Raw genomic sequence first — 22,733 nt, forward strand, 5'->3', positions numbered from 1 at the left:
TTGAAAATTCTCATGCCTCGGTAATTTCGGCACTCATGTTGCACCGTCGCAACGAAGCGGCGTGCGAGCGGTGTTTTCCGCTACCCGGCACGAACCAATGCCGCTAAAGGCGCGGGCCATGGACACCAGCGATCCCGATCTGCTTCCCGAAGGCCTTGAAGACCGGCTGCCGCGCGGCGCGGCGGCGGCCACGCGCGTGATGCGCACGATCCATGGCGTGATGGAAGGCCACGGCTATGACCGGGTCCTGCCGCCGATGATCGAATTCGAACGCTCGCTGGCCAGCCGCATGGCCGGGATCAGCTCGCGCCGCATGTTCCGTTTCGTCGATCCGCAATCGTTGCGGATGATGGCCCTGCGCGGCGATATCACGCCGCAGATCGGCCGGATCGCCGGCACGCGCCTGGCCGCAGCGCCGCGCCCGCTGCGGCTGTGTTATGCCGGGCAGGTCGTGACGATCAAGGGCGATGGGCTCGATCCGGCGCGGGAAAAGCTGCAGTGCGGCGCCGAACTGATCGGCGCGGACAATATCGCGGCGGCGGCCGAAGTGGTCGCCGTGGCGATCGAAGCGCTGCAGGCGGCCGGTGCCAGGGGCGTCAGCGTCGATTTCACGTTGCCCGATCTGGTCGATACCCTGGCGGAAAAGGCCCTGCCGCTCGATCCTGGCCGGATCGATGCGGTGCGCCGCGAACTCGATAGCAAGGACGCGGGCGGCCTGGTGGAGGCGGGGGGCGAGGCCTATGTCCCATTGCTCTATGCCACCGGCGATTTCGATACGGCGATCGAAAAGCTTGCCGCGATCGATGCGGGCGGCGCGCTGGCGGGGCGCATCGCCGCCCTTCGCGATATTGCCCTGCGGCTGGACGGGCGCGCGCGCCTCACGCTCGATCCGGTCGAACGGCACGGCTTTGAATACCAGTCCTGGTTCGGCTTCGTGCTCTATGCCGATGGCGTCCGCGGGGCGCTGGGCCGGGGCGGCACTTATCGCATTGCGGCGCCCGGCAGCGGGGCTATAGGCAGCAAGGGCGAAGTGGCGACCGGCTTTTCGCTCTATCCCGATGCGCTGATCGATCTTCTCGCCAGCCAGGAACCGCCTGCCGAAAAGCTGTTCCTGCCGCTGGGGCACGATCGCGGCGTGGCTGGCCGGCTGCGGGCCATCGGCTGGCGCACCGTTGCCGCGCTGAGCGAGGCCGACGATGCCGCGCAGCTTGGCTGCACGCACGTTCTGCGCGGGCAGGGGCCGGTCGCGCTGTAAGCCTTCACCGGCCGCCCGGGCATCTTCGGCGCCGCGGGCATGGGCTTGACTTTGCCCGCGCGGTGCCCCTAGGGCGCCTCCCGCACTCACCGGGCGCGTTTCGTGCGTCCTCCCGTCCCACCCGCTGCGCCGAGTCCTGTCGAAGGGCGCTGTTCGGGACCCACCTGGCAGGTGGAGGAGCATATCTGTGGCTAACGTAACCGTGATCGGCGCCCAGTGGGGCGATGAAGGCAAAGGCAAGATCGTCGATTGGCTGGCCAGCCGGGCCGACGCGGTCGTGCGCTTTCAGGGCGGTCACAACGCCGGCCACACCCTGGTGGTGGGTGAGCAGGTCTACAAGCTGTCGTTGCTGCCATCGGGCATCGTCACGGGCACGTTGTCGATCATCGGCAACGGCGTCGTGCTCGATCCCTGGGCGCTCAAGGCCGAGATCGAAAAGCTCACCGCGCAAGGCGTGGAAGTCAACGCCGATAACTTCGCCATTGCCGACAATTGCCCGCTGATCCTGCCGCTGCACCGCGATCTCGACGGCTTGCGCGAGGCGGCTGCCGGCACCGGCAAGATCGGCACTACCGGTCGCGGCATCGGCCCGGCCTATGAAGACAAGGTCGGCCGCCGCGCGATCCGCGTCTGCGATCTGGCCCATCTCGATGCGCTCGATGCGCAGCTCGACCGGCTCTGCGCCCACCACGATGCGCTGCGTGCCGGCTTTGGCCAGCCGCCCGTCGATCGGGCCGCCCTGCTGGCAGAACTAAAGGACATCGCGCCCTATGTGCTGCAGTTCGCGCAGCCGGTGTGGCGGCGGCTCAACGCCGTGCGCAAGGCCGGGGCGCGCATCCTGTTCGAAGGCGCGCAAGGCGTGCTGCTCGATGTCGATCACGGCACCTATCCTTTCGTCACCTCGTCCAACACCGTTTCGGGAACGGCGGCTTCGGGTTCGGGCCTTGGCCCTTCGGCCACCGGTTTCGTGCTGGGCATCGTCAAGGCCTATACCACGCGCGTGGGCTCCGGCCCGTTTCCGACCGAGCTGTCCGACGCGGTGGGGCAGCGCCTGGGCGAACGCGGCCACGAATTCGGCACGGTCACCGGGCGCAAGCGCCGCTGCGGCTGGTTCGATGCCGTGCTCACCCGCCAGTCCTGCGCCATTTCCGGGGTTACCGGCATCGCACTTACCAAGCTCGACGTGCTTGACGGGTTCGACAAAGTGAAGATCTGCATCGGCTATCGCCTGGGCGGCAAAGTCCTGGACTATTTTCCCAGCCATGCCGCCGACCAGGCCCATGTCGAGCCGATCTACGAGGAAATGGACGGCTGGCAGGGCACCACTGCCGGTGCCCGTTCGTGGGCTGATCTGCCGGCCCAGGCGATCAAGTATATCCAGCGCGTGCAGGAACTTATCGAAACGCCTGTGGCGCTCGTCAGCACGTCGCCCGAGCGGGAGGATACGATCCTGGTGCGTGATCCGTTTGTCGATTGATCGCTCGCCGCCCAGGCGGCGTGGCATGACAAGCTCCGAAATCGAGGCTTCGTGCCGCATCGGCGCAACCCGAACGGCCCAGCAGCGCGAGGCAAGCTCCTAAGCTTGCTCCAAAACCGAGGTATCTGCCGTTGACCTGATCCTGCTTTGTTCCACAAGTACCCGTATACGCGATTATACGGAGTGGGGACAATGGGGCAGACCGCGGCGCGTTTCGACGATAAATCAACCAGCCATGGGGGGTCTGCCAGCCAGGGAGAGGCGCGGGGCGGCAATCCCCTTGCCGTCTCCATTTTCGCTGACCGCGGCTATCTTCGCGCCGAAATGGCCGAAGATGCCCAGGCGGCCGGCCTGCATGTGGCGCAGACCAGCGATCTCGAGCGACTGATGGCGGACATGGCTGCCCTGGCGCTGGGCGATGTCGTGCTGGTGGATTGCCCGGTGATCGATGGCGGCGAACTGGTCGCGCTCGCCCGGCTCGACAATCGCGTCGCGCAGAGCGGCTCGCAGATGGTGGTATCCACCAGCATAGGCTCGCTCGACGATGTCTATGGCTGTCTCGACCGGTCGCAGGCGCAGATCCTTGTCACGCCCAGCCGGGCCGAACGGGTGATCGCCATGGGCCGCGTCCTCGCCCGTGCCGGCAACCGCGTGCGCGAACTGGGGGAGGAAGACCGCCTCACCCTGCTGCGCCTTACCGAACAGGTCACCACGATTGCCGCCCGGCTGGAACAGCTTTCCGCGGGCGGCGCTGTCGATGCGGACGCCGCCTCTGCCTTCCGCTTCAACGGCGAAGGGGAAGCCGGCCCTGCCAGGCTCGACGACAACACCGACCGCCTGGTGCGCGCCGCGCGCCCGCCGCTTCCCGATCCCCGCCTGGTACGCAAGATCATCCGCCAGCGCCAGCAGCGTGCCCGCTTCTTCGAAGGCGATCTGTTCGCCGATCCGGCGTGGGACATGCTGCTCGATCTTACCGCCGCCCGCGTCGAACACGTGCGGGTCTCGGTCACCTCGCTGTGCATCGCGTCGGGCGTGCCGCCCACCACCGCGCTGCGCTGGATCGGCCAGATGACCGACGCCGGCCTGCTCCAGCGCGTGGACGACGAAACAGACCGCCGCCGCGCCTTCATCACGCTCACCGACAAGGCGGCCGATGCCATGGCCCGCTACTTCGCCGAGCTCGGCTCGTCAGCCAGCGCGATGGTGTAGAAGCCAACGGGGGCTGCTTTTCGCAACGCGGGTGGGCCAGCGGCACGACGCCGTTGCAGGTCCGGCGATATCGTGCCGTACCCGGCGTCTTCCCAGCCGCTAGCGCATCAGCCCGGCTGCCCGAAGCGCGGTCCCGATCGCTTTGCCAACGCCACTGACAGCGGGTCGTTCGATCGGCCGACGCGCCGGCGGAAAGCCAGCACGTCCGGTCTTGTCCATCAGGGGCGATCCCGACAGCGGTGCCAGGTCTGGCCCCGCGGATCCCGCCTCGGCGGATCGAGCGGGAACAGCCTCGTTGTCGCTTGGGCACAAGCCCCAGAACCGGCAGATGTGCCCGGTGGAGGAAATGCTGGCTTCGAGCATGTAGGCGCCGCTTTTGCCGCAGCCATGCTCGCCTGACGTATCGAGCGGCGTCCCGTGGCCCATGCCGGTGATGCTGTATGCCTCGATCAACGCGCGGCCATCGGCGTCGCACCAGACGCGCCGGGGATAGCCGTCGACAACGTCGGTCCGCGTCGGCGCGAAATCGAGCCCATGCAGACCGCGCCACTGGGCTATGATGGCGTCGGCGTTGCTCGGGTTCACGGTCGCGTCACCGCTGCCATGCCAGATCGACAGCGTAGGCCATGGTCCGGAATGATCGGAAGCGCCGCGGACCAGCGCTTCAAGCGCGGCATCGTGCGGAACGCCGTGCCCGCGCATGCGATCGAACGCTTGCAGGATCGTGCGTGCGCAGCCGTAAGGCAGGCCGGCGATGATCGCGCCGCCCGCAAACATGTCTGGATAGGTGGCCAGCATCACCGAGGCCATCGCCCCGCCCGCAGAGAGACCCGTGACGAAGATGCGGGCCGGATCGATCGGGTGGGCACTGGCGACAGCGTCGATCATCTGACGGATCGAGAGCGCCTCGCCGGAATCATGGCGGCTGTCCTCCGAAGAGAACCAGTTGAAGCACAGGTTCGGATTGTTCTTCCGCTGCTGCTCGGGAAAGAGGAGGGCAAAGCCGTGCCGATCGGCCATCTCGGACCAGCCCGCCCCCATGTCATAGCCGGCCGCCGTCTGGGTGCAGCCATGCAGGACGACGACGAGAGCTGCTCCATCGCGGAGAGCGGGCGGCGCGTAGATATGGGCGCGCAACGCGCCAGGGTTCGAGCCGAAATCCTGAAGGCTTTCGAGGCGGCCGAGGGGCACTGCGCCTGGCGCGGCTGCGCCACGCAGCGCGGCGAGCCGTATTATGGTGTCGGAAAGCGTTGGCATCACAGGGACCTTGAATGGAGATAGCCTGCACAGGCGTGGTCATGACCATCTTGCTGCACTGCACAATAAATGGCGCTTCGGATTTTCAATGCAAGCCTCTCGCCGTGTCCATGCGGCCATGACGAAACGGGTAGGCGATGTATCGCCGTGTCGAATTCGGCGCGAAACCACCCCGGCGCAAGGACGGCGGGATGCCGTCATGACAGCCAGGCTGGCCGCAGGTGACCGCGCGCTGCGCGATCCGGCCTGCACCGCCAGGATTGCGGTCAGGGCGGTGGAGGTTTCGCATGTCGGACCGAAACTGTCGTCCCCGGGTAGCCACCCTCGATCTCGACAGCGGCATGCAACTGGCTGGCCAGAGCTTCGACGATGCTGGTACCGAGGCCCGGCTTTGCATCGGCGAGCGTCTCGGGCGTGCCGACGCCGTTGTCGCTGACCGACAAGGTCCATTCGGCCTCATGCCGATGATAGTCGACGAGTATCCTGCCACCGCGACCGCCGGGAAACGCATGCTTGAGCGCATTGATCACCAGTTCGGTGACGATCAGCCCGAGGCTGACCGAAATATCGGCATTCACGCTGGTGCCATCGGCGGTCACCGCGATCGAGACTTTGTCGTGATCGTGGATCATCGAGGCACCCAGGCTTTTGCACAACTGGGTCAGATATTCCCGCAATTCGACATCGCCCAGCCTCGATGCCGCGAGTTGCTGTTGCAAAGTGGCGATCGACATCACCCGATTGTGCGCGTCATGGAGATGTCCGCGCGCTTCGTCCGATTGCACCCGTCGCGCGCTCTGCATGAGCACGCTGGCGATGATCTGGAGACTGTTGGCGACGCGGTGCTGTAGCTCCTGGAGCAGGATCGTCTTTTCGCGAAGCAAGTCATCCTTGAGTTTCTGGCTGAGCCTGGCTTTCGTGACGTCGCAGATGGTGAGCAGCAGGCGGACTTGCTCCCGTTCGCCATAGTCGAGTTTCTGGGCACAGAGAACGAGGCGCCGCGGCGGCGTCCCGCTCTTGAGATCCATCTCGTAGGCTTCGATCCTGGCATGGCCCGAGAGAGTGGCGCCAAGCAGCGAGCGGAGCTGTGGCACGTTCCACTCGCCTGCGCCAAGCGCAAACACGGACTGTCCGTCGACATTCAGCGGATCGAGACCGAATGTGCGGTAAAACGATGTGCTGCCGGCAATGACGGTGAAGTCCCCGTCGAGAAGCAACGCGGGCGCGGCGGACGACGTCAGGATCGCCAGCGCCAGGCCCTGCGCAACATTCGGGTGGACGGACGGGTTCATGAGGAAAGCTCCTTTCTGGGAGACCGGAAAGCTTAAGGTGATGAAAGCTGTATCCGGGTAGTCACGAACCTGACTTTCCCTGAGGAGCATGGACTCGCAGGCGCACGATAGCACCATCGAGCAAAAGCCTGGCATCTATTCGACGCCGGGCCGCCGTGGCCGACTCCGGTTTACCCGGTAAGTCGATCCGGATCAGCCGGTGGCCGCCCGCTCGGCCCGGTAATAGTCAGTCACGCGCCGGCCATAGGCTTCGTCGAATAGCGGCGCCGAGTCCGGCCGGAAGCTGGGCGCGCCTTCCAGCAGGCGCTTGTCTATGGCGGCCACATATCCCCCTTCCGTTTCGCTGTAGAGAAATGCCGCCCAGGGAACGGGATGATAACTCTGCCCCAATCCGAGAAAGCCCCCCGTGGACAGGATGACGTAAGCGATCTGCCCGGTCTGCTCGTCGAGAATGAGCCTCGCGATCGTGCCCAGCTTGTCGCCGTCGCGGCCATGCACGGCCTTGCCGCGAAGGTCGTCGGCGGAAATCAGGACAACCGCACCGACGTGCGGGGCTGGTGCTTCTGCATTGGTGGCCATCGTCTGGGTCCTTTCGCTGGTAAGGGGGCGGGGCGGGTCATTGTGGCTTCCGGCCCACGGGATCGGCACTCCTTCAGCCAAGACCGTGCTTCAACGCGCGTGCCTGGTCGTGCCCGGCTTTCACCGACAGGAAGGCGTCGCGAATGGCATCCCGCGTTGCGGGCTGAAGGTCGGTGTCCTGCGATGCGATTTCGAATTTCGCCTTGATATGGTCCTCGCCGCGCTCGACTTCTTCGATGATCGCCTTGTCGCTTTTGCCGGCGAATGCCTGCTTGAGGTCCATGAAGCCGCGATGCGCTGCGCCCAGGAAACTTGAACTGTCCTCGGGCTCGCCACCGAACCTGCGCACTTCCGCCTGCAAGGAAGCGGCAACCTGTCCGCGATCATGCGCGAAACCGTTGAACATAGCCTCGAACCGCGTGCTCTTTGCATCCTCGGCGGCGTCCTCGAAGCCTTTCTGGCTATCGAGAGTCGTTGTGATCAGCCCGTTGAGAACCGAGATGTCGTGCTGGTCGTTCATGTCCATATCCTTGATTTGGGTAATGCCCGAGAGCCGGACGGAATGCCCCCCCGGCTCTTCGTGACGGTCAGTTTGCCGAGAGGGACGATGGCAGCAGCGCATCGCCCTGCTGAAGCTGTTGCTCGATCATCGGCACGCCGTTGCCGGCAACCTGCTTCAGCGACTGGTCGGCGCCGTCTTCGGCATAGCCCTTGTAGGCAGCCCAATTGGCCTGCTGGACCCGTGCGGATTGGGTGAGATAGAGATTGTCGAACGAACCGCGCGGCGTACTGCGTAGCATCTTGAGCATCGAGGCACGTTCGGCAGATAGGCGGGTCGCCGGCTTGGCGATCTTGCGCTGGTCGTTGTTCAACGAGGCCATCAACGTCTGCTGGGAGGTTTGCGCTTCCGAAATCATGCGGCGCGCATAATTCTTGACGTCGCCGCGCTGCGAGCGTGCGAGGCTGAGCCGGCTTGCCGCTATCTGAAACAGATTGGCATCGGATGCGGAAGCTGAGAACGCAGGGCCGTCTAGGCCGTGAATGGGTGCGACACCCACGTCCGTGCTGGAATAGCTGCCCGTCATGGCGGGCATGGTGGACTGAGCCGCAGCGACCGCAGGGGCGCCGAGCATTGCCGTCCCGAGCAGGACGGAAATCATTATACGCTTCATGTCATTGTTCCTCGCAGACACCGCTCCGCCGGGTAAGCCGGTTAAAAGGCGCGTCTGCTTTTGGGCTGAAAACGCACCGTCCAGGATGGAGAGGTATCGCTCTAAGCTATCAAACAACGAACGAAGTTATTGATCGTTGCGAGCATATCGCTTTATTTTTAAAAACATTGTCATCTGTTTCTTGTGAAATGATATTTGAAATTTATAATTTTAATATTTCTGGAACGAAAAAAGGTATCGAGGATTTATTATGATCCAGGCTCGACATGCCAATGTGGCGGGATCGTCTTCTGGATTTCTGAATCGCAGGAGAAAACGATCATGGGAATTATCATGTGGCTTGTCGTGGGCGGCATCATCGGCTGGCTCGCCAGCGTCATCATGCGCACGGATGGGCAGCAGGGCATCATACTCAATATCGTGGTCGGCATCATCGGTGCGTTCATCGGCGGCCTTATTTTTGCGCGGGGCGATATCAACGACGCGCCGCTGACGATCACGACGTTTCTGGTCTCGCTCGCGGGGGCGATCGTGTTGCTCGCAATCGTCAACCTGTTTCGTCGCGGGGCGATACGCTGAAATCGATACGCTGAAATCGTCGGCGCCGGGATCACCGTCGCCGATATCGTGGCCGATGTGACTGGGCCGACAATGCAGCGCAGCCGATAAGGCCACTCGAGCATGCTTACCATCAGGCATCGCACATCCTACCATTACCGGCAGCCGGTGCGGCCTGGCCCCCACCGGCTGATGCTGCGTCCGCGCGAAGGGCATGATGTCAAACTCGTGTCCTTCGCGCTCGACATCACGCCGGATGCCAGCATCTCCTGGGCTCGCGACGTGGCGGGCAATGCGGTTGCGACAGCCATCTTTGCAGCCATGACCGACAGCATTGTCATCGAAAGCCGGACGGTCCTCGCCATAGGCGCGATTCCCTGGCCGGTGTTCGATATCGCGGCATCCGCGGTCGACTATCCGTTTCGATACAGCGACGATGACTGGACTGACCTCGGCAGCCTGACTGTCCTGCAATATCCGGACGCGGACCATCGGCTGCACGACTGGGCACGAGGGTTTGTCGCCAGGAATCCGACCGATACGCTGGCTCTGCTCAAAGATCTGAGTGCCGGGGTTCCCAACTGGATCGCCTATCAGGCGCGAGAGGACGAAGGCACGCAGTCCCCCGTGGAAACGCTGGACCGCGGCTGGGGATCATGTCGCGATTTCGCCGTGTTGTTCGTCGAGGCGGCGCGAAGTCTCGGCTTCGGCGCACGGATCGTCTCGGGCTACCTCGACAACCGCGCGGAAAACCTCATCGGCCAGAATGCGGCCGGGTCTACGCACGCCTGGGCTGAGGCCTTCGTGCCCGGCGCCGGCTGGATCGCATTCGATCCGACCAACCGCAGCGTTGGTGGCTTCAATCTCGTCCCGGTGGCAGTTGGCCGCGACATGCATCAGGTCACTCCGGTCAGCGGAAGTTATGCCGGGCCTGCGAACATGCTGGACCATCTGCGCGTGGACGTCGAACTGGGCTGAGACCTCCTTGCAGTGGGAGGGCGGCGGCTCGTGATCTTGGCCCCCTGGGCATCGAAGCTTTTGAAAGGACGTCCAATGGAGCTTTCATCGACCTTTTGCCGGTTGCAGGAAAATGTGCAACGTGATCGCGCGACCCATGCGGTGCTGGAGAATATCCGCCGCGTGGCCGAAAAGGCGGCCACGGCTTGGGGCGCTGTGGCCCTTGCCGCCGAACAAAGCGAAGCTCGCCGCGAACAAGCGCGCATCATTGCCGATATCGAGGCTATCCGAAATCAGGCCGCCCCCGGCGAAGAGGACAGGCTGCTGAGCGAAAACCCCGATCGCGGGTTCCACAACCCCTGAGCCGGGCGATCGGGAGCCGGAGGCGGTCCACCGCTTCGCATGACGGGATCAACTGCCCCGGTTGCCACGACGGCGTGCCGACATGCCGATCCCAAATGCCGTCACGCGTCACGCCGCGGTAGGAAGAGGGTGAGATGATCGACCCTGCAAGTCCGGGCCTGCCGCACGAATTTGCCGACCGGATAACGAAACCTTTCATAAGGTTCCTCGGGGTCGAGGCCGCTGCCGGGGGCTTGCTGCTGGTTGCCACGGTCGTCGCGTTGATTGCCGCGAATACGGCCTTGTCCGAGCAGTTCCTGGCGTTCTGGGAAATGCGGATCGGCCTGCAACTCGGCCCGTTGGATTTTACCCGTTCGGCGCGCCACTGGATCAACGATGGATTGATGACTTTCTTCTTCTTCGTGGTGTCGCTGGAGATGAAGCGCGAGTTTGCCCTGGGCGAGTTGCGAGACCTGCGAACGGCTGCCCTTCCTTTCGCAGCCGCGCTGGGCGGCATGATAGTTCCGGCTTCGATCTATATTGCGATCCTTGCCGGAAAAGCCGGCACGCACGGTTGGGGAACGGTGATGGCCACCGATACGGCGTTCGTGATCGGGGGGCTGGCCCTCTTCGGTTCGCGCGTTCCCGACAGTCTGCGCCTTTTTCTTATAGCGCTGGCGATTTTCGATGACATCGGTGCGATCCTGGTCGTGGCGATCGGTTATGGAAACGCCTTGCATTTGGTGGCGATCGGTCTTGCACTTTCCGTTTTGGGCACGATCGCCGTCGCTGCTCGTCTCGGCATCAGAAGCATCCCCGTATATTTCCTCTTGGGAGCGGCATTCTGGCTGTGCCTCGATTCCTCCGGCATCCACGCGACAATTGCCGGTGTCATTCTCGGGCTCATGACCCCGACGCACATCTGGGTGGGCGCGCCCCGTCTGCGCGCCATCCTCGCCAACGTACTGAAACCGCGCGATCATGCGTGGAGTGGCGACACATCGGATCGCCGCGAGCTTGTGGAAGCGGGCCGGGCCATCAGCGAATCCCTGTCGCCGTTGGAGCGGTTGGAAATGATGCTGCACCCCTGGGTCGGGTTTGCAATCATGCCCCTCTTCGCGCTGGCCAACGCGGGTGTCGCGTTTTCGGCGTCACACGTCCAGCCTGTCTCCATCGCGATCTTTGTCGCGCTGGTCTTCGGCAAGCCGATCGGCGTCCTGCTCTTCAGCTGGCTGGCGCTGCGATCCGGCCTGGCAAGGCTCGGCGCGGGCTTGAACTGGTCTTTCCTCGCGGCCGGTGCGTTTCTAACCGGAATAGGCTTTACGATGTCCTTTTTCATTGCGAACCTCGCCTATCCTCCCCCCCTGCTGGTCGCGGCAAAGACGGGGATTCTTCTCGCCTCGCTCGTATCGGCCGTCGCGGGTCTGTCAGCCGTCCACTGGGTAACAGCGCGCAATCGAGAGCAACCCTCGTGACCGCCCACCGGTGAAGTCGGGCCAGGTGTAAGACTTGCGCATCGGCACCAAAACGGCCAGCGCGTCTTGCAAGGCAACCCACCATGGCGCCGCGGAAAGTGTCCATGCCGCCAAGCATCCCGCCGGGCCTGGGGGGCCGAACCGCAAAAACTGTCCAGAACACCCTTTACAAAAAACAAAACATGAGAGAGAACTCAGTTATGACAACGAAGGGCAGATAGCGTGGACACGGAATTTGCAGAGCCTCTGCTGAAGTTGGAGCCCGGCACGGAGATCGGCGTATCGAACTGGGTTCTGATCGAACAGGACCTCGTGACAAGGTTCGGCGATCTGACGCGCGATCCCGATCCGCTTCACATCGATCCGGAGTGGGCTTTGGCCAACGGTCCCTTCGGTGGGACGACAGCTTATGGGTTCCTGACCATATCGCTGCTGACACACATGTTTCGGACAGTCGTAGAGCACGATCTGCGCGAAACGGACTTCGGCCTGTTCCTGAACTACGGGTTTGACCGGCTCAGACTGGTTGCGCCGGTTCCGGTCGGCAAGCGCATCCGCGGCCGTTTCACGATGGGCGATCGTCGCGCCGACAAGGACGGGCGCTGGATAGTCCGGTTCCATTGCGAAGTCGAAATCGAGGGCGGCGATCGACCTGCTCTTGTCTGTGAATGGCTATCCGCCTGGGTTCCGCCAAGCACCTGACTTTTCAGGATAAGAGTAGCCTGACGCGCGGGCGGATTGAGGAGAGCTGTTGTGAAGATCGGTATGCACCGCTGGGTGGTGTTGCTGGCGCCTTTGCTGATGGGTGCAGCTCCGTCTCCCAGCCCTTCTGCGCAGCTTAAAGTTCTCGGTGACGAATATACCGCACATTCATTGGCTCGCGACCCATATTCAGCCATCCTTCTGGGGCGCACGCCAGGCCCATTGCCCAGCCTCGATCGCCGCAGCCTCGAAACTGAAGCGCGATACAACAAGTTATTGCTCGAGCGCCTCGAAAGGATCGACCGCGCGGCGCTGTCGACCGAAGACCAACTGACGCTCGGATCCTTGCAGTGGCTGGCCCGCAGTGCCCAATTGCTGCCGCGCGACTACGACTACACGTTCCTGGCGCCCTACACGCTTTCCGAGATGAGCGCGCTCGCGCCAGCGTTCCAGGGGCCGCTTGCGACCGCGGCTCAGCGTAATGCCTATCTGAAACTGCTCGACTCCGTCAGAACGCGGCTGGATGTGATGCGCACCCGCCTCGGTGACCAGCGCAAACGCGGCATACTCATGCCGAAAAAGCAGATACCGAGAGGTATCGCGGTTCTGAAATCGATCAAGGACGGCATCGCTACCTGGGGCTTCATCGACGCCAAGCGTCTGGCAAACTTGGCGCACGCAGAGCGGGCAACATTCCAGTCGCGAACAGCGATCCTGTCAAAGGCCGCGATGGCTTCCGTCGACCGGCTGATCACAGCGCTTGGGCCAGACTATGCCGCCGCCGCGCCGGACGCCATCGGCCTCGCTCAATATCCGGGAGGCCGCGAATACTATCGGGAACTCGTAAAGCGCACGACGACCGTCGATACCACGCCGGAAGCACTGCGCGTGCTTGGTCAGCGCCGTCTTGATGCCAACAACAAGGCGCTCGAAGCGCTTGCAATACAGCTCGGCGTGCCAGGCGGCCGGTCCGGCCTGCGGACATTCGCCAACGCCGACCCGCGCTTCATCCCGAAAACGCCGGGCGAGGTGGAGGCAAAATACAATTCGTGCATTGCCAGGATAACGCCGAAACTCGGCGCCCTCTTTCCCATACCCAAATCACCTTACGGTGTTCGTCGGCTCGATAGCGAGGCGGAAGCGGGCATGACGTTCGGTTTTTATGATGCCCCCACTCCAACCAAGCCGATCGGAGAGTATCGCTTCAATGGGTCTGATCTCTCCCACCGTTCGCTGATTTCCGCCTGCGCGATCATATTTCATGAACTCGTGCCGGGCCATCACCTGCAAATAGCGCTGCAACTGGAGAACACGGACCTGCCTGGTTTCCGACGCACCTCTAGCGCGTTTTTCGCTTTCAGCGAGGGCTGGGGTGAATATGCTTCCGGGACGGCCCGTGAAATGGGGGCACTGGACGATCCTGCGGATCTTGCGGGCCGGCTCATGCTCGATTCGATGGACTATGTTCGGCTCGTCGTGGATGTCGGCTTGAATTACGATGGCTGGAGTTACGAACAGGCAGCGAAGTTCATGCGCGACAATCTGTACTTTTCCGACAAGGAGATCGAGTCCGAGTTGCTGCGCTATGGCGCCGACCTGCCAGCGCAGGCCCTGGCTTACGGATCCGGGGTGACGACTATCCAGCGTTTCCGGGAAGAAGCGCAAGCTCGGCAGGGAAGTGCCTTCGATCTGGCTGCGTTTCACCGGGAAGTGGTCGGACACGGCGCCCTGCCATTGCAGGTGCTCGAAGCACGGCTGAGGCAGGCCTTCCCAGCCAAAGTGCAAGGTCGGTCATCCGGTTCATAAACCCGGCATGTGCTCGTCGCTGCGATCGTCGCTGCGACCGGGCAATGGCAGTTGCGTGCGACGTGCAAAAGCATGCACGCCCGCACTGACATCCTGAATGCTCGGATCGAGAGGCAAATCGGGTTGGCGTGACAATGCTTTGTGCACCAGCGCCAGAATCATCTTGACGAGAAATGAATATGAGAACACTCTCATTAAATGGGAGTGGACATATGCGATTGTGGCAGCCGTGATTTTCGGTGGCTCTCGCTGCATTGGCGAGCAGGTCCGCGAACGCGCTGCGATGTTGCGAGGCAACCAGAATTTGCTGCGCCAAGATCACCCCCTTGCTGTTCTTACTGATCGAGGTCTTCATGGTTAATAAGCCGTTTCGCGCTCATGTCGCTCTGGCCTTTGTCGCGTCGATCTGCGGACCATCCGCCGCCTATTCCAGAGAAGAGCCGAAGATCGAGGCGCGGCATAGCGACAGATCCTACTATCTCGAGATGCGCGATCACGTCAGAATCGCTCTGAACCTTTATTTTCCGAACGGTTTCAGCGAGGGGCAGAAGCGCAGCACGATCCTGATCCTGACGCGCTACGGCCGCGCCGGTGTCATGATCGGCAAATATGATCCAGCTCATTTTCTCAAGAATGGCTACGTTGTCGCTGTTGTCGATACGCGCGGGTCAACTGCCAGTTTCGGAGAAAGGAACGTCGACCTCGGCCCCGACGAAGTTCGCGATATCGACGAAATCACTGCGCATCTTTCCTCCAGGCCCTGGTCCGATGGAAAAATCATAGCGACCGGCTTTTCCTATGCGGCGGACACTGCTGACTGGACCACCAGTCGTCCAGCCCAGGCGCTGGTCGCGGCTATTCCGCGACAAGTTGACTTCGACGTCTATTCTCACCTGTTTTTTCCTGGCGGCGTAAGAAATGATCTTTTCATAAAGGGCTGGGGCGATCTTACGATACCCATGGACTATGGGCATCATCCAAACAACCCATCTCTAGACTGCTTTACCCGCCTCGAAGACTGCAAGAAGCTTTACCCGATACTCCAACCGGTTGACGACGATTCGTCGTTTCAGCAGCTGCGTGCCGCCCTGGCTGAAAAGCACCGTTGGACTTCGGACGACTATCTGCGCACCCAGTTCAGGGACGAGCCGGGCAAGAACGGATACTCGCTCTTCAGCCTGGGCTCCGCGTCGGCGATCGAACAAATTCGGCAGCAGCGCAAACCTGTGCAGTTCTGGGGCTCGTGGATGGACGCGGGAACCGCCGAATCCGCCATTGCGCGTTTCCGGTCCAGCCCGAATGTGCCGATCGAAGTCTGGATAACGTCGAACGACCACACCAGCGGCATCGGAGCGGATCCGCTGAGGTCGGAGTCCCGCGATCCGCTGCCCAGCCAACAGGCCCAATTCGGTATCATGCAGTCCTTCGCTTCGAAAGTGATGGCCGGCAAGCCGGTCGAGCGGGTGATCAACTATCACGTGATGGGGACGACGGAATTCCGCCGCGCGACCGAGTGGCCTCCTCGCGGCGCAGAGAAGCGCACACTGTATCTACGGTCTGACAATCGCCTGGATAAGGCTCCGGGGTCGGATCATGACATGACATACAGCGTGGACCCGACGGCAAGCACCGGCACTGCCAGCCGCTGGACGGCACAGGTCTACTCCCATGGGACCTTGGGTGCCCCGAATTATGGAGATCGACAGGGGGAAGACAGAAAGCTCATCATATTCGACGGCGAGCCGGCCAGCGTCGATACCGAAGTCGTCGGCACTCCCGTGATCACCCTGTTCATGAAGGCCGCAACCCAGGACCCGGTCGTGTTCGCCTACCTCGAAGATGTGGCGCCGGACGGCAGGGTGACCTATCTGACAGAAGGGTTGCTTCGCCTGATTCACCGCAAGATCGCGGATCCGAAAACCCTTCCATACGACCAAGGGCCCGCACCTCACAGCTTCTATCGGGCAGATGCCATGCAGGTCGTGCCGGGCGATCTTATGGAAGTCCGGTTCTCCTTGTTTCCCACCGCAGCCTTGCTGCGAAGGGGACATCGCATCCGCCTGGCGATAGCGGGCGCGGATGTTGGCGCTTTCCCCCTGTACTCGGAGGGTAAGCCCGAGGCCTTTTCCATCGTCCTGTCGCAACCGCATTCGAGCACGCTCGAGTTAAACGCGCGACCCTGGAAGGATGACAAGAACATTAGGGCCTCCATAAATTCTAATTAAATCTCGAATATATTGAATTTTATTTCAGATATATTTAAAATTGGGGATATTTGAGAAAAATTTACTCATGCAATATAAATTAAACAGGGGATTTTATAATGAGGAATAAAACAAAATTGCTTCTTGGAAGCATAACTGCAGCATATTTTACATCATGCTCTTCCATATCTTTGGCGCAAGTCAATTCACAGAGTGAAGTATTGAAGCCCGAGGTGGCTTCTGCGTCTCAGGCTGAAACTGACTTATCCAGGCAGGATATTGTTGTGACGGCGCGCAGGCGAGCCGAATCAATTCAGGATGTCCCGCTTTCCATCACTGCCGTTTCGGGAGAGAGCCTCGAAAAGACTGGCATCACGTCTCTGGCCGACTTTGCCGTTCAGGTCCCGAACCTGGCGCTTTCGCAGAACGGCTATCTTGCTGCAACGGGGCAGACCATAACCATTCGGGGTATCTACGGTCCGAATACGACCGGCGTGTATATCGATGACACGCCCCTGCCTCAAAGCCTGGATCCGCGCGTTCTCGATCTGCAGCGCGTCGAAGTGCTGAGAGGCCCGCAAGGCACGCTCTTCGGTGCCAGGTCTCAAGGTGGAACGGTCAGGTTCATTACCAACCAGCCGGATGCGACCGCTACGAAGGCAGTGCTTCACGCGGAAGGTTCGACCACCAAGCGGGGCGGGTTGAACGGAGCGGCAGATGCTGCCATCAATGTTCCCATCGTGGCAGATCGCGTCGCCATCCGCGTGAGTGCTTTCGTCGATTCCGAATCAGGCTTTTTCCGGCGGGTGCCGTCACCCGATGCTCCCGTTCAATTCAAGGCAAGGGACAATCTCGGCTCCCGTTTGCAGTATGGTGGTTCCGCATCCGTCACGTTTTCCATGCTCGATGGGGATTTGACGATCACGCCCCGTGCCCTTTATCAGTATACGAAGACGACAAATCACCAGTGGGCTGATGTGCGTGCGGATAACTATACGCAGGTCCGCTTGTTCGACATTGACGAACCTGGCTCTGACAAGGTTCAGTTGTACAGCCTGACCGGCAAATGGCGGACAGGCATCGGCGAGGTGATCGCGAACGTCTCCCGCTTTATCCGAGACCCGCGAGATACGGAAGACGATTCCGAACTTGCCGTCGTCCTGTTTGGGACCCCTGCGACTCCCTTCAGGTTCGAGACGCTCGCACCTGATCGTACGACCTCTGCGGAACTTCGGTTTGCGTCCGAGTTCGGCGGTCCCGTGGAGCTGACTGCGGGTGTCTTCTATCAGAACTCGAGAACCCGGAGCATACAGCCGCCGACCCCTTTGCTGCCTTACATCGACAACGTCTTTGACGCGGATCTCCTGAACCGTACCCGCGAATTCGCGGTGTTCGGCGAGCTGACATACAAAGTGACGGACAAGCTCCGGGCGATCATCGGCGGCCGATACTACGATAACCTGGTGCGCATTTCAGGCACGGAGGGCGGTCTCGTCGTAGGCCCGCGTATTTACCCCTCGGGCACCCAGAAGGAAGCTGCGGTCAACCCCCGCTTCGGTCTCCAGTACCTGTTGTCGGACAGGCACATGATCTTCGCCAATGCAGCTCGCGGGTTTCGCGTTGGCGGCGTCAACATCGTTCCCGCTGCATTCTGCGCCGCGGACCTGGCAAACTTGAACTTGAGAGCGGAAGACGTTCAGACCTATGCTTCCGACACCGTCTGGAGCTACGAAGTCGGCGGGAAGGCATCCTGGCTGGACCGAAAGCTTACGACCAACGTGACACTGTTCCAGGTAGACTGGTCCAACGTCCAGCAGCAGTCGGTTCTTTCGGGCTGTGGCTTTGGATTCCAGGTGAACAATGGCAAGGCAAGAAGCCGGGGCGCCGAACTGGAAGTTCGGGCAGCACTTGGCGATAACACGAACGTCTCCATGGGAGCGGGCTATACCGACGCGAAGATCACGAATGCCGGAAAACTCGCGATCATTCCTGCCGGAACACGGATCCAGCAGGTTCCGGACTGGACTGTAACCGCCGCTGTGGACCAGCGCTGGAAGCTTGGAGATTTGCCTGCTTTCGGGCGTGTCGAGGTGTCGCACGTCGGCTCTAGTTTGAGTGCTACCAACAGCATTGCCAACCCCCGCACTCGTGACGCCTATACGCTTGTGCGCGTAAGGAGCGGCCTGGAACTCGGTCCGGTGATCATCTCGGCCTTCGTTGACAATTTGACCAATGCGCGGGCAAATCTGTCCGACGTGCGACCTCAAGCTGCAGAATTGCCAGGTCGCCCGCGTATCGCGGTCAACCGGCCCCGGACGATCGGCCTGGATCTCAGGTACAATTTCGGAAGCTAGAGGGGGAGGGCAGGTCCTCGTTCTATCCTGTGGAGCGGGGGCCTGCCCGAGTCTTTGGAGGCCGGACAGGTTCGTTCAGAATGACGATCAGCAGGTGTTGCGGGACTCGACCGTTAACACACCCGTCGTGGCGACGCTCGTCTGCCTTGCGGCCTAAGCTGCAAGCTGCGGAACTTCATCATCGGATCGACGTCTCGCCACTGCGCTCGCGGGTCAGAGAGTCTCGTGACAGACCGCGAATGGGGCGCTACGCGCTTTGCGCCCTGGAGAAGGAATCGTGATGATCGACGCCGATGTCGCTCGCGCAAGCGAGGCGCCTCAATCCGCCAGCCTGCGCTTTATCGATCACCTTCAGACGCGCCTTGCGACGTCTCCACCCAAGCAGAAGGGCTTGCGCACGCGGGAGCGGCTTAAGATCGCTGCGGCCCGGCTTCTGGAGGATGCCGGCTATCATGCGCTGAAGGCCGGCGATATCACTGCGGCCGCCGGCGTGGCGGAAGGTTCGTTCTACATGTACTTTCGCGACAAGACCGATGCGACACGAACGGTTCTTGAAGAGTTCCTGACCATTTTCGTTCCGGTCATGATGAAGCCGGTGACAGCCTGCACACCATTCCAGGCCATTTGCGAGACCAACCGGCGCTGGATTTCCCTGGCCCGGTCGAATGCGGGCCTGTTTCGCTGCCTTCTTCAGTTCAGCGACGGCGATCCGGCATTCGCGTCGCTTGTGCAGAACAGCAATCGGCAGTGGTACGGCCGTGTGTTGAAAAGCCTGCCTGAGCGGACGCCCGGGACCGACCAGGCCGTCCTCCTCCTTGCCATCTATCTTCTCGGCGCCATGATGGACGATCTTCTGCGCAAGCTCGTGGTCTATCCCGATCACCAGTTCCGCAGCCTTCTCGACAGCATGGGCGCTTCGGACGAGGACGTCGCCGACGCTGCCAGCGTGCTGTGGATGCGCGTGCTGTACGGCGCCAGTCCCGCCTGCGAGCATCTGTCGACAACGGTTCGCGCCATTGCGACGATCATCGCCTGAGAGACTGCAAGCGTCGCTGCCCGCCGGATGAACGGCATGCTCCCCCGCGGTCGGGGCTTACCGGTGGTTCACGATTGCGCGGCCAGTTTGCGCAGCGCAACCTTGTCGATCTTGCCGATCGGCAGCAGCGGCAGCTCTTGCTGCACTTCGCATCGTTTGGGTACCTTGTAATTGGCAAGGCGATCCCGGCACCAGGCGATGAGTTCGCTCGAAGTCACTTCACACCCCGGCTTCGGAATGACGTAAGCGACGCCGATCTCCTGCCACAGCGGATCCGGCGCGGGGACAACGGCCGAGAGCGCTACGGCCGGATGCGCTTCGAGAACCGTTTCGATCTCGCGCGGATAGACGTTGTATCCGCCGGACTTGAACATTTCCTTCAGCCGCCCGACGATCCGGTAGCGTCCGTCCGGGCGCTTGACGGCAAGATCGCCGGTCTTGAAGAAGCCATCGGCGGTGAATGCCTCGCCCGTGGCTTCCGGCCGCTGCCAGTAACCCAGAAAGTTGTACTTCGACCTGACCTGGACCTCGCCGACCTCGCCCGCGGCCACGCTGCTTCCGTCGCTGCCCACCAGGCGCAGTTCGACCTCCGGGAAAACGCTTCCCACCGAATTGAGCAGCACGTCGCGATCGTCAGAAGGTGGCTCCGCAGTCATCGCGCTCGTCGTTTCGGTCATGCCATAGTTGGTTGCAAGCCGGGGGCAGATGCCTGCCAGCTTGGCCAGAACCTCGCTCGAAATCGCAGCCCCTTCCCATACGATGAGCTGAACCGCGGAGAAATCCCGCGCCGCGAAGCTCTCGTCGGCGATCTGAAGGGCGAAAACGCTCGGAACCGATGCGAGAAACGTCACGCGTTCGCGTTCGATCAGGTCCAGCGAATGCCGTGCATCGAACTGCTCCATGAAAATCATGGTGCCGCCCGCGACGAGGCAGGGGGTGGCTAGGTCAACGGTGCAGCCGACATGATTGATCGGCAGAAAATTAAGGCTCCGATAAGGCTCCACCTGCCACAGGAGGTTTTGCTGAATCGAAAAATCCACGATGCCTTCATGATGCAGCACCGCGCCCTTTGGTGCCCCGGTTGAACCGGACGTATAGACCAGCAGGCACGCCTGGCGGCCGCCGACGGCAGATCGCCGGTGTTCCAGTTCCTCACTGCTCACGGACTGGCCCTCGATCAGGGCATCTTCCAGCCGATCAAAGCCCTCGATCGTGTCATGCGTCTTGTCATAAGTCACCACCCGTTCGAGCGTGGGGCACGCAACCTTGAGCTGACCGATTTCTTCGGCATAGGATCGCCCGCCGATCTGCAACCGGGCCAGCAGAACTTTCGGCTGCGCGTCACGGACGACATATTCGAGCTCGGCCAGGCGGTATTTGGGATTGAGGCCCATCCAGATGGCGCCGATCGACGCGGCCGCGCAGTAGGCGATCATGTATTCGGGACAGGGCGTCTGCAAGGTTGCCACCCGGTCGCCGTCCTTCACGCCGATCGCGATCAGCCAGCGGGAAAGGGCATCCACGCGTGTGCTGAAATCGGCGTAAGTCAGGCGCTGATCGCCCAGCACCAGCGCTTCCGCATCAGGCGTCACGCGGCCGTAATGCGCAACGTAAGCGCCCAGGTTCGCGAACTTTGGCGGCATTGTCATTCATTTCCTGTTTGAGGGGCCTGTGGCGCAGGCGGGAGCAAGGCGGCGGCCGCAATGCACAGAATAATCGAGATCGCGCCCAGAAAGACGGCCATGGCGGGTCCGGCAACGCCCAACGATGCGAGAGCGGCCGCCGTAACGGTTGATCCACCGGCCAGGCCGACCTTCTCGGTCGCGGTCCAGACGCCGGTCAGCCCGGCTTCCTGCTGTGTGGCGGCCGCGCGAATGAAGTGCGCGACGAGGGTGAACGGCAGGACCTGCAGCGCGGCGAAGAATATCCCCGTTACGCCAAGCGATATCAGGATCGCCGGCCAGCTTGCGCCCAGGTACACGCAGATACCCAGACCGGCGACGGAGACGCCAAAACCCGCGAGCGCAACGACGAGCAATGCGTGCTCGCTCCAGCGATGGGCGAGGCGCGTCCACACGGGGACAGCCGCGATGGAAAACACGAGGAGCGTGGCCAAGGCAACGGCGATTTCGCTTTCAGGTCTGCCCAGGGTCCGGGTCACGATGTAGGGCAGGGCTGACAGCAGCGCGCCGCAAGCGACCAGTTGCGCAAGGAAACTCGCCACAAGACGCAGGAAGCTCATGTTCCGCAGCGCAGCGCGCAACGCCGGGGTACTGCCCTTGAGCCCCCCCGTGCTGCCGTGTCCCGGCTGGTCGCGGCCTTTCAGCATCGCGATGGGAAGCGACATCGCGACAAGGCATAACGCTCCGATCGCCAAGCACATGATGCGATAGCCTTCGCGGCCACCGCCGCCGATATCGACCAGGAAAGGCGCGCCTGCGGCCCCCGCCAGCACGCCTGCCATGACCGCGATCATCCGCCGGCCGATAAGCAGCGCGCGGAGGGGAGCGGTGGAACCCAGCTCAGCCGGCAACGCGATATAGGGTACTGCGTATAGCGAATAGAGCGTGGCAAGCCCGAGGTAGGAAACCGCCGTCCACAGCGCCGCGGGCCGCCAGCTCATTTCCGGCGGCGCAAACAGCGCGACGAAACTTATCAGCATGCCGATCAAGCCGGCGATCAGAAAGGGACGCCGCCGCCCCCAGGGGTGCCGGCTGCGATCCGACCACTGCCCGACCACAGGATCCCAGATGATAGTCCAGATCTTCGGCAGGAGAACGATGATGCCCGCGACGCCTGGCGGGATCCGCAGCGTTTCCGTGCAGAAGTACAACAGAAGTACCGACGGAATCGTCGAGTAAAGTCCGGTTCCAAAAGAGCCGGCGGCATAGAGGTAGATGTCTCTTTGCGACAGATCTTTCCGTACGGGTCGTACCATCATGCGCTCCCCCCAGCTCGCGTCGAAGCGCCTCGGGCGCGCCAATTCATGAGGATATTCTCATGTTTCTCCCTGCGTCAAGGCGAATGCGGCGGTTGCGGCGATCGGAAACGACAGGAT

20 protein-coding genes are annotated in these 22,733 nt (G+C 62.1%); 12 read left to right on the plus strand and 8 right to left on the minus strand.

Going from position 1 to position 22,733, the window contains the following annotated elements; genetic code table 11:
- The first annotated feature begins 118 nt into the window (after positions 1 to 118).
- From AC3EDY_RS11405 to AC3EDY_RS11415, 3 genes are all read left to right on the plus strand, one after another.
- Positions 119 to 1,255 (plus strand): ATP phosphoribosyltransferase regulatory subunit, encoded by a 1,137-nt coding sequence (locus AC3EDY_RS11405; RefSeq protein ID WP_488572614.1) that lies wholly within the window; start codon positions 119 to 121, stop codon positions 1,253 to 1,255.
- 187 nt (positions 1,256 to 1,442) lie between these two features.
- Positions 1,443 to 2,732: an adenylosuccinate synthase gene (locus AC3EDY_RS11410; RefSeq protein ID WP_488572615.1), complete on the plus strand. Its 1,290-nt coding sequence runs from the start codon at positions 1,443 to 1,445 to the stop codon at positions 2,730 to 2,732.
- A gap of 192 nt (positions 2,733 to 2,924) precedes the next feature.
- Complete coding sequence (locus tag AC3EDY_RS11415) at positions 2,925 to 3,941, plus strand: winged helix DNA-binding protein (RefSeq protein WP_488572616.1); 1,017 nt, start codon at positions 2,925 to 2,927, stop codon at positions 3,939 to 3,941.
- Between the two features lie 99 nt (positions 3,942 to 4,040).
- Here the strand turns inward: AC3EDY_RS11415 and AC3EDY_RS11420 are convergent, their stop codons facing one another.
- The 5 genes from AC3EDY_RS11420 to AC3EDY_RS11440 all read right to left on the minus strand — a co-directional run bounded on the left by AC3EDY_RS11420 (position 4,041) and on the right by AC3EDY_RS11440 (position 8,229).
- Positions 4,041 to 5,198, minus strand: a complete 1,158-nt coding sequence (locus AC3EDY_RS11420; RefSeq protein ID WP_488572617.1) for an extracellular catalytic domain type 1 short-chain-length polyhydroxyalkanoate depolymerase — start codon at positions 5,196 to 5,198, stop codon at positions 4,041 to 4,043.
- Between the two features lie 266 nt (positions 5,199 to 5,464).
- On the minus strand, positions 5,465 to 6,490 hold the full coding sequence (locus AC3EDY_RS11425; protein ID WP_488572618.1) for a sensor histidine kinase: 1,026 nt from the start codon (positions 6,488 to 6,490) through the stop codon (positions 5,465 to 5,467).
- Positions 6,491 to 6,682: 192 nt separating this feature from the next.
- A complete protein-coding gene (locus AC3EDY_RS11430; RefSeq protein WP_488572619.1) occupies positions 6,683 to 7,069 on the minus strand; it encodes a PRC-barrel domain-containing protein in 387 nt (128 codons plus the stop codon).
- Positions 7,070 to 7,142: 73 nt separating this feature from the next.
- Complete coding sequence (locus AC3EDY_RS11435) at positions 7,143 to 7,589, minus strand: ferritin-like domain-containing protein (protein ID WP_488572620.1); 447 nt, start codon at positions 7,587 to 7,589, stop codon at positions 7,143 to 7,145.
- 67 nt (positions 7,590 to 7,656) lie between these two features.
- Positions 7,657 to 8,229 carry a DUF4142 domain-containing protein gene (locus tag AC3EDY_RS11440; RefSeq protein ID WP_488572621.1) on the minus strand — a complete coding sequence of 191 codons (573 nt, stop codon included), beginning with the start codon at positions 8,227 to 8,229 and terminating at the stop codon, positions 7,657 to 7,659.
- A gap of 333 nt (positions 8,230 to 8,562) precedes the next feature.
- Here AC3EDY_RS11440 and AC3EDY_RS11445 point away from each other — a divergent pair, with 333 nt between their 5' ends.
- From AC3EDY_RS11445 to AC3EDY_RS11470, 6 genes are all read left to right on the plus strand, one after another.
- A complete protein-coding gene (locus AC3EDY_RS11445) occupies positions 8,563 to 8,820 on the plus strand; it encodes a GlsB/YeaQ/YmgE family stress response membrane protein (protein ID WP_488572622.1) in 258 nt (85 codons plus the stop codon).
- Positions 8,821 to 8,922: 102 nt separating this feature from the next.
- Positions 8,923 to 9,777, plus strand: a complete 855-nt coding sequence (locus AC3EDY_RS11450) for a transglutaminase family protein (RefSeq protein WP_488572623.1) — start codon at positions 8,923 to 8,925, stop codon at positions 9,775 to 9,777.
- 36 nt (positions 9,778 to 9,813) lie between these two features.
- Entirely contained in the window at positions 9,814 to 10,119 is a 306-nt protein-coding gene (locus AC3EDY_RS11455; RefSeq protein WP_488572624.1) for a hypothetical protein, read from the plus strand.
- Between the two features lie 134 nt (positions 10,120 to 10,253).
- Complete coding sequence (gene nhaA, locus AC3EDY_RS11460) at positions 10,254 to 11,573, plus strand: Na+/H+ antiporter NhaA (RefSeq protein ID WP_488572625.1); 1,320 nt, start codon at positions 10,254 to 10,256, stop codon at positions 11,571 to 11,573.
- Between the two features lie 222 nt (positions 11,574 to 11,795).
- Complete coding sequence (locus AC3EDY_RS11465; protein ID WP_488572626.1) at positions 11,796 to 12,275, plus strand: MaoC family dehydratase; 480 nt, start codon at positions 11,796 to 11,798, stop codon at positions 12,273 to 12,275.
- 51 nt (positions 12,276 to 12,326) lie between these two features.
- The gene (locus tag AC3EDY_RS11470) at positions 12,327 to 14,081 is read left to right on the plus strand and encodes a DUF885 domain-containing protein (RefSeq protein ID WP_488572627.1); all 1,755 of its coding nucleotides are present in this window, start codon (positions 12,327 to 12,329) and stop codon (positions 14,079 to 14,081) included.
- Here the strand turns inward: AC3EDY_RS11470 and AC3EDY_RS11475 are convergent.
- Positions 14,076 to 14,243 carry a hypothetical protein gene (locus tag AC3EDY_RS11475; protein ID WP_488572628.1) on the minus strand — a complete coding sequence of 56 codons (168 nt, stop codon included), beginning with the start codon at positions 14,241 to 14,243 and terminating at the stop codon, positions 14,076 to 14,078. The genes AC3EDY_RS11470 and AC3EDY_RS11475 overlap by 6 nt on opposite strands.
- 164 nt (positions 14,244 to 14,407) lie before the next feature.
- On the opposite strand from AC3EDY_RS11475, the gene AC3EDY_RS11480 reads away from it, so the two are divergent.
- From AC3EDY_RS11480 to AC3EDY_RS11490, 3 genes are all read left to right on the plus strand, one after another.
- A complete protein-coding gene (locus AC3EDY_RS11480; RefSeq protein ID WP_488572629.1) occupies positions 14,408 to 16,306 on the plus strand; it encodes a CocE/NonD family hydrolase in 1,899 nt (632 codons plus the stop codon).
- Positions 16,307 to 16,506: 200 nt separating this feature from the next.
- Positions 16,507 to 18,639 (plus strand): TonB-dependent receptor, encoded by a 2,133-nt coding sequence (locus AC3EDY_RS11485; protein WP_488572630.1) that lies wholly within the window; start codon positions 16,507 to 16,509, stop codon positions 18,637 to 18,639.
- 280 nt (positions 18,640 to 18,919) lie between these two features.
- Entirely contained in the window at positions 18,920 to 19,675 is a 756-nt protein-coding gene (locus AC3EDY_RS11490; protein WP_488572631.1) for a TetR/AcrR family transcriptional regulator, read from the plus strand.
- 68 nt (positions 19,676 to 19,743) lie between these two features.
- Here the strand turns inward: AC3EDY_RS11490 and AC3EDY_RS11495 are convergent, their stop codons facing one another.
- Positions 19,744 to 21,324 (minus strand): class I adenylate-forming enzyme family protein, encoded by a 1,581-nt coding sequence (locus AC3EDY_RS11495; RefSeq protein WP_488572632.1) that lies wholly within the window; start codon positions 21,322 to 21,324, stop codon positions 19,744 to 19,746.
- Positions 21,321 to 22,616: an MFS transporter gene (locus AC3EDY_RS11500; protein ID WP_488572633.1), complete on the minus strand. Its 1,296-nt coding sequence runs from the start codon at positions 22,614 to 22,616 to the stop codon at positions 21,321 to 21,323. The genes AC3EDY_RS11495 and AC3EDY_RS11500 overlap by 4 nt, the downstream gene beginning before the upstream one ends.
- Positions 22,617 to 22,733: the final 117 nt, after the last annotated feature.

This window comes from Novosphingobium sp. DS6-6 (assembly GCF_057784975.1).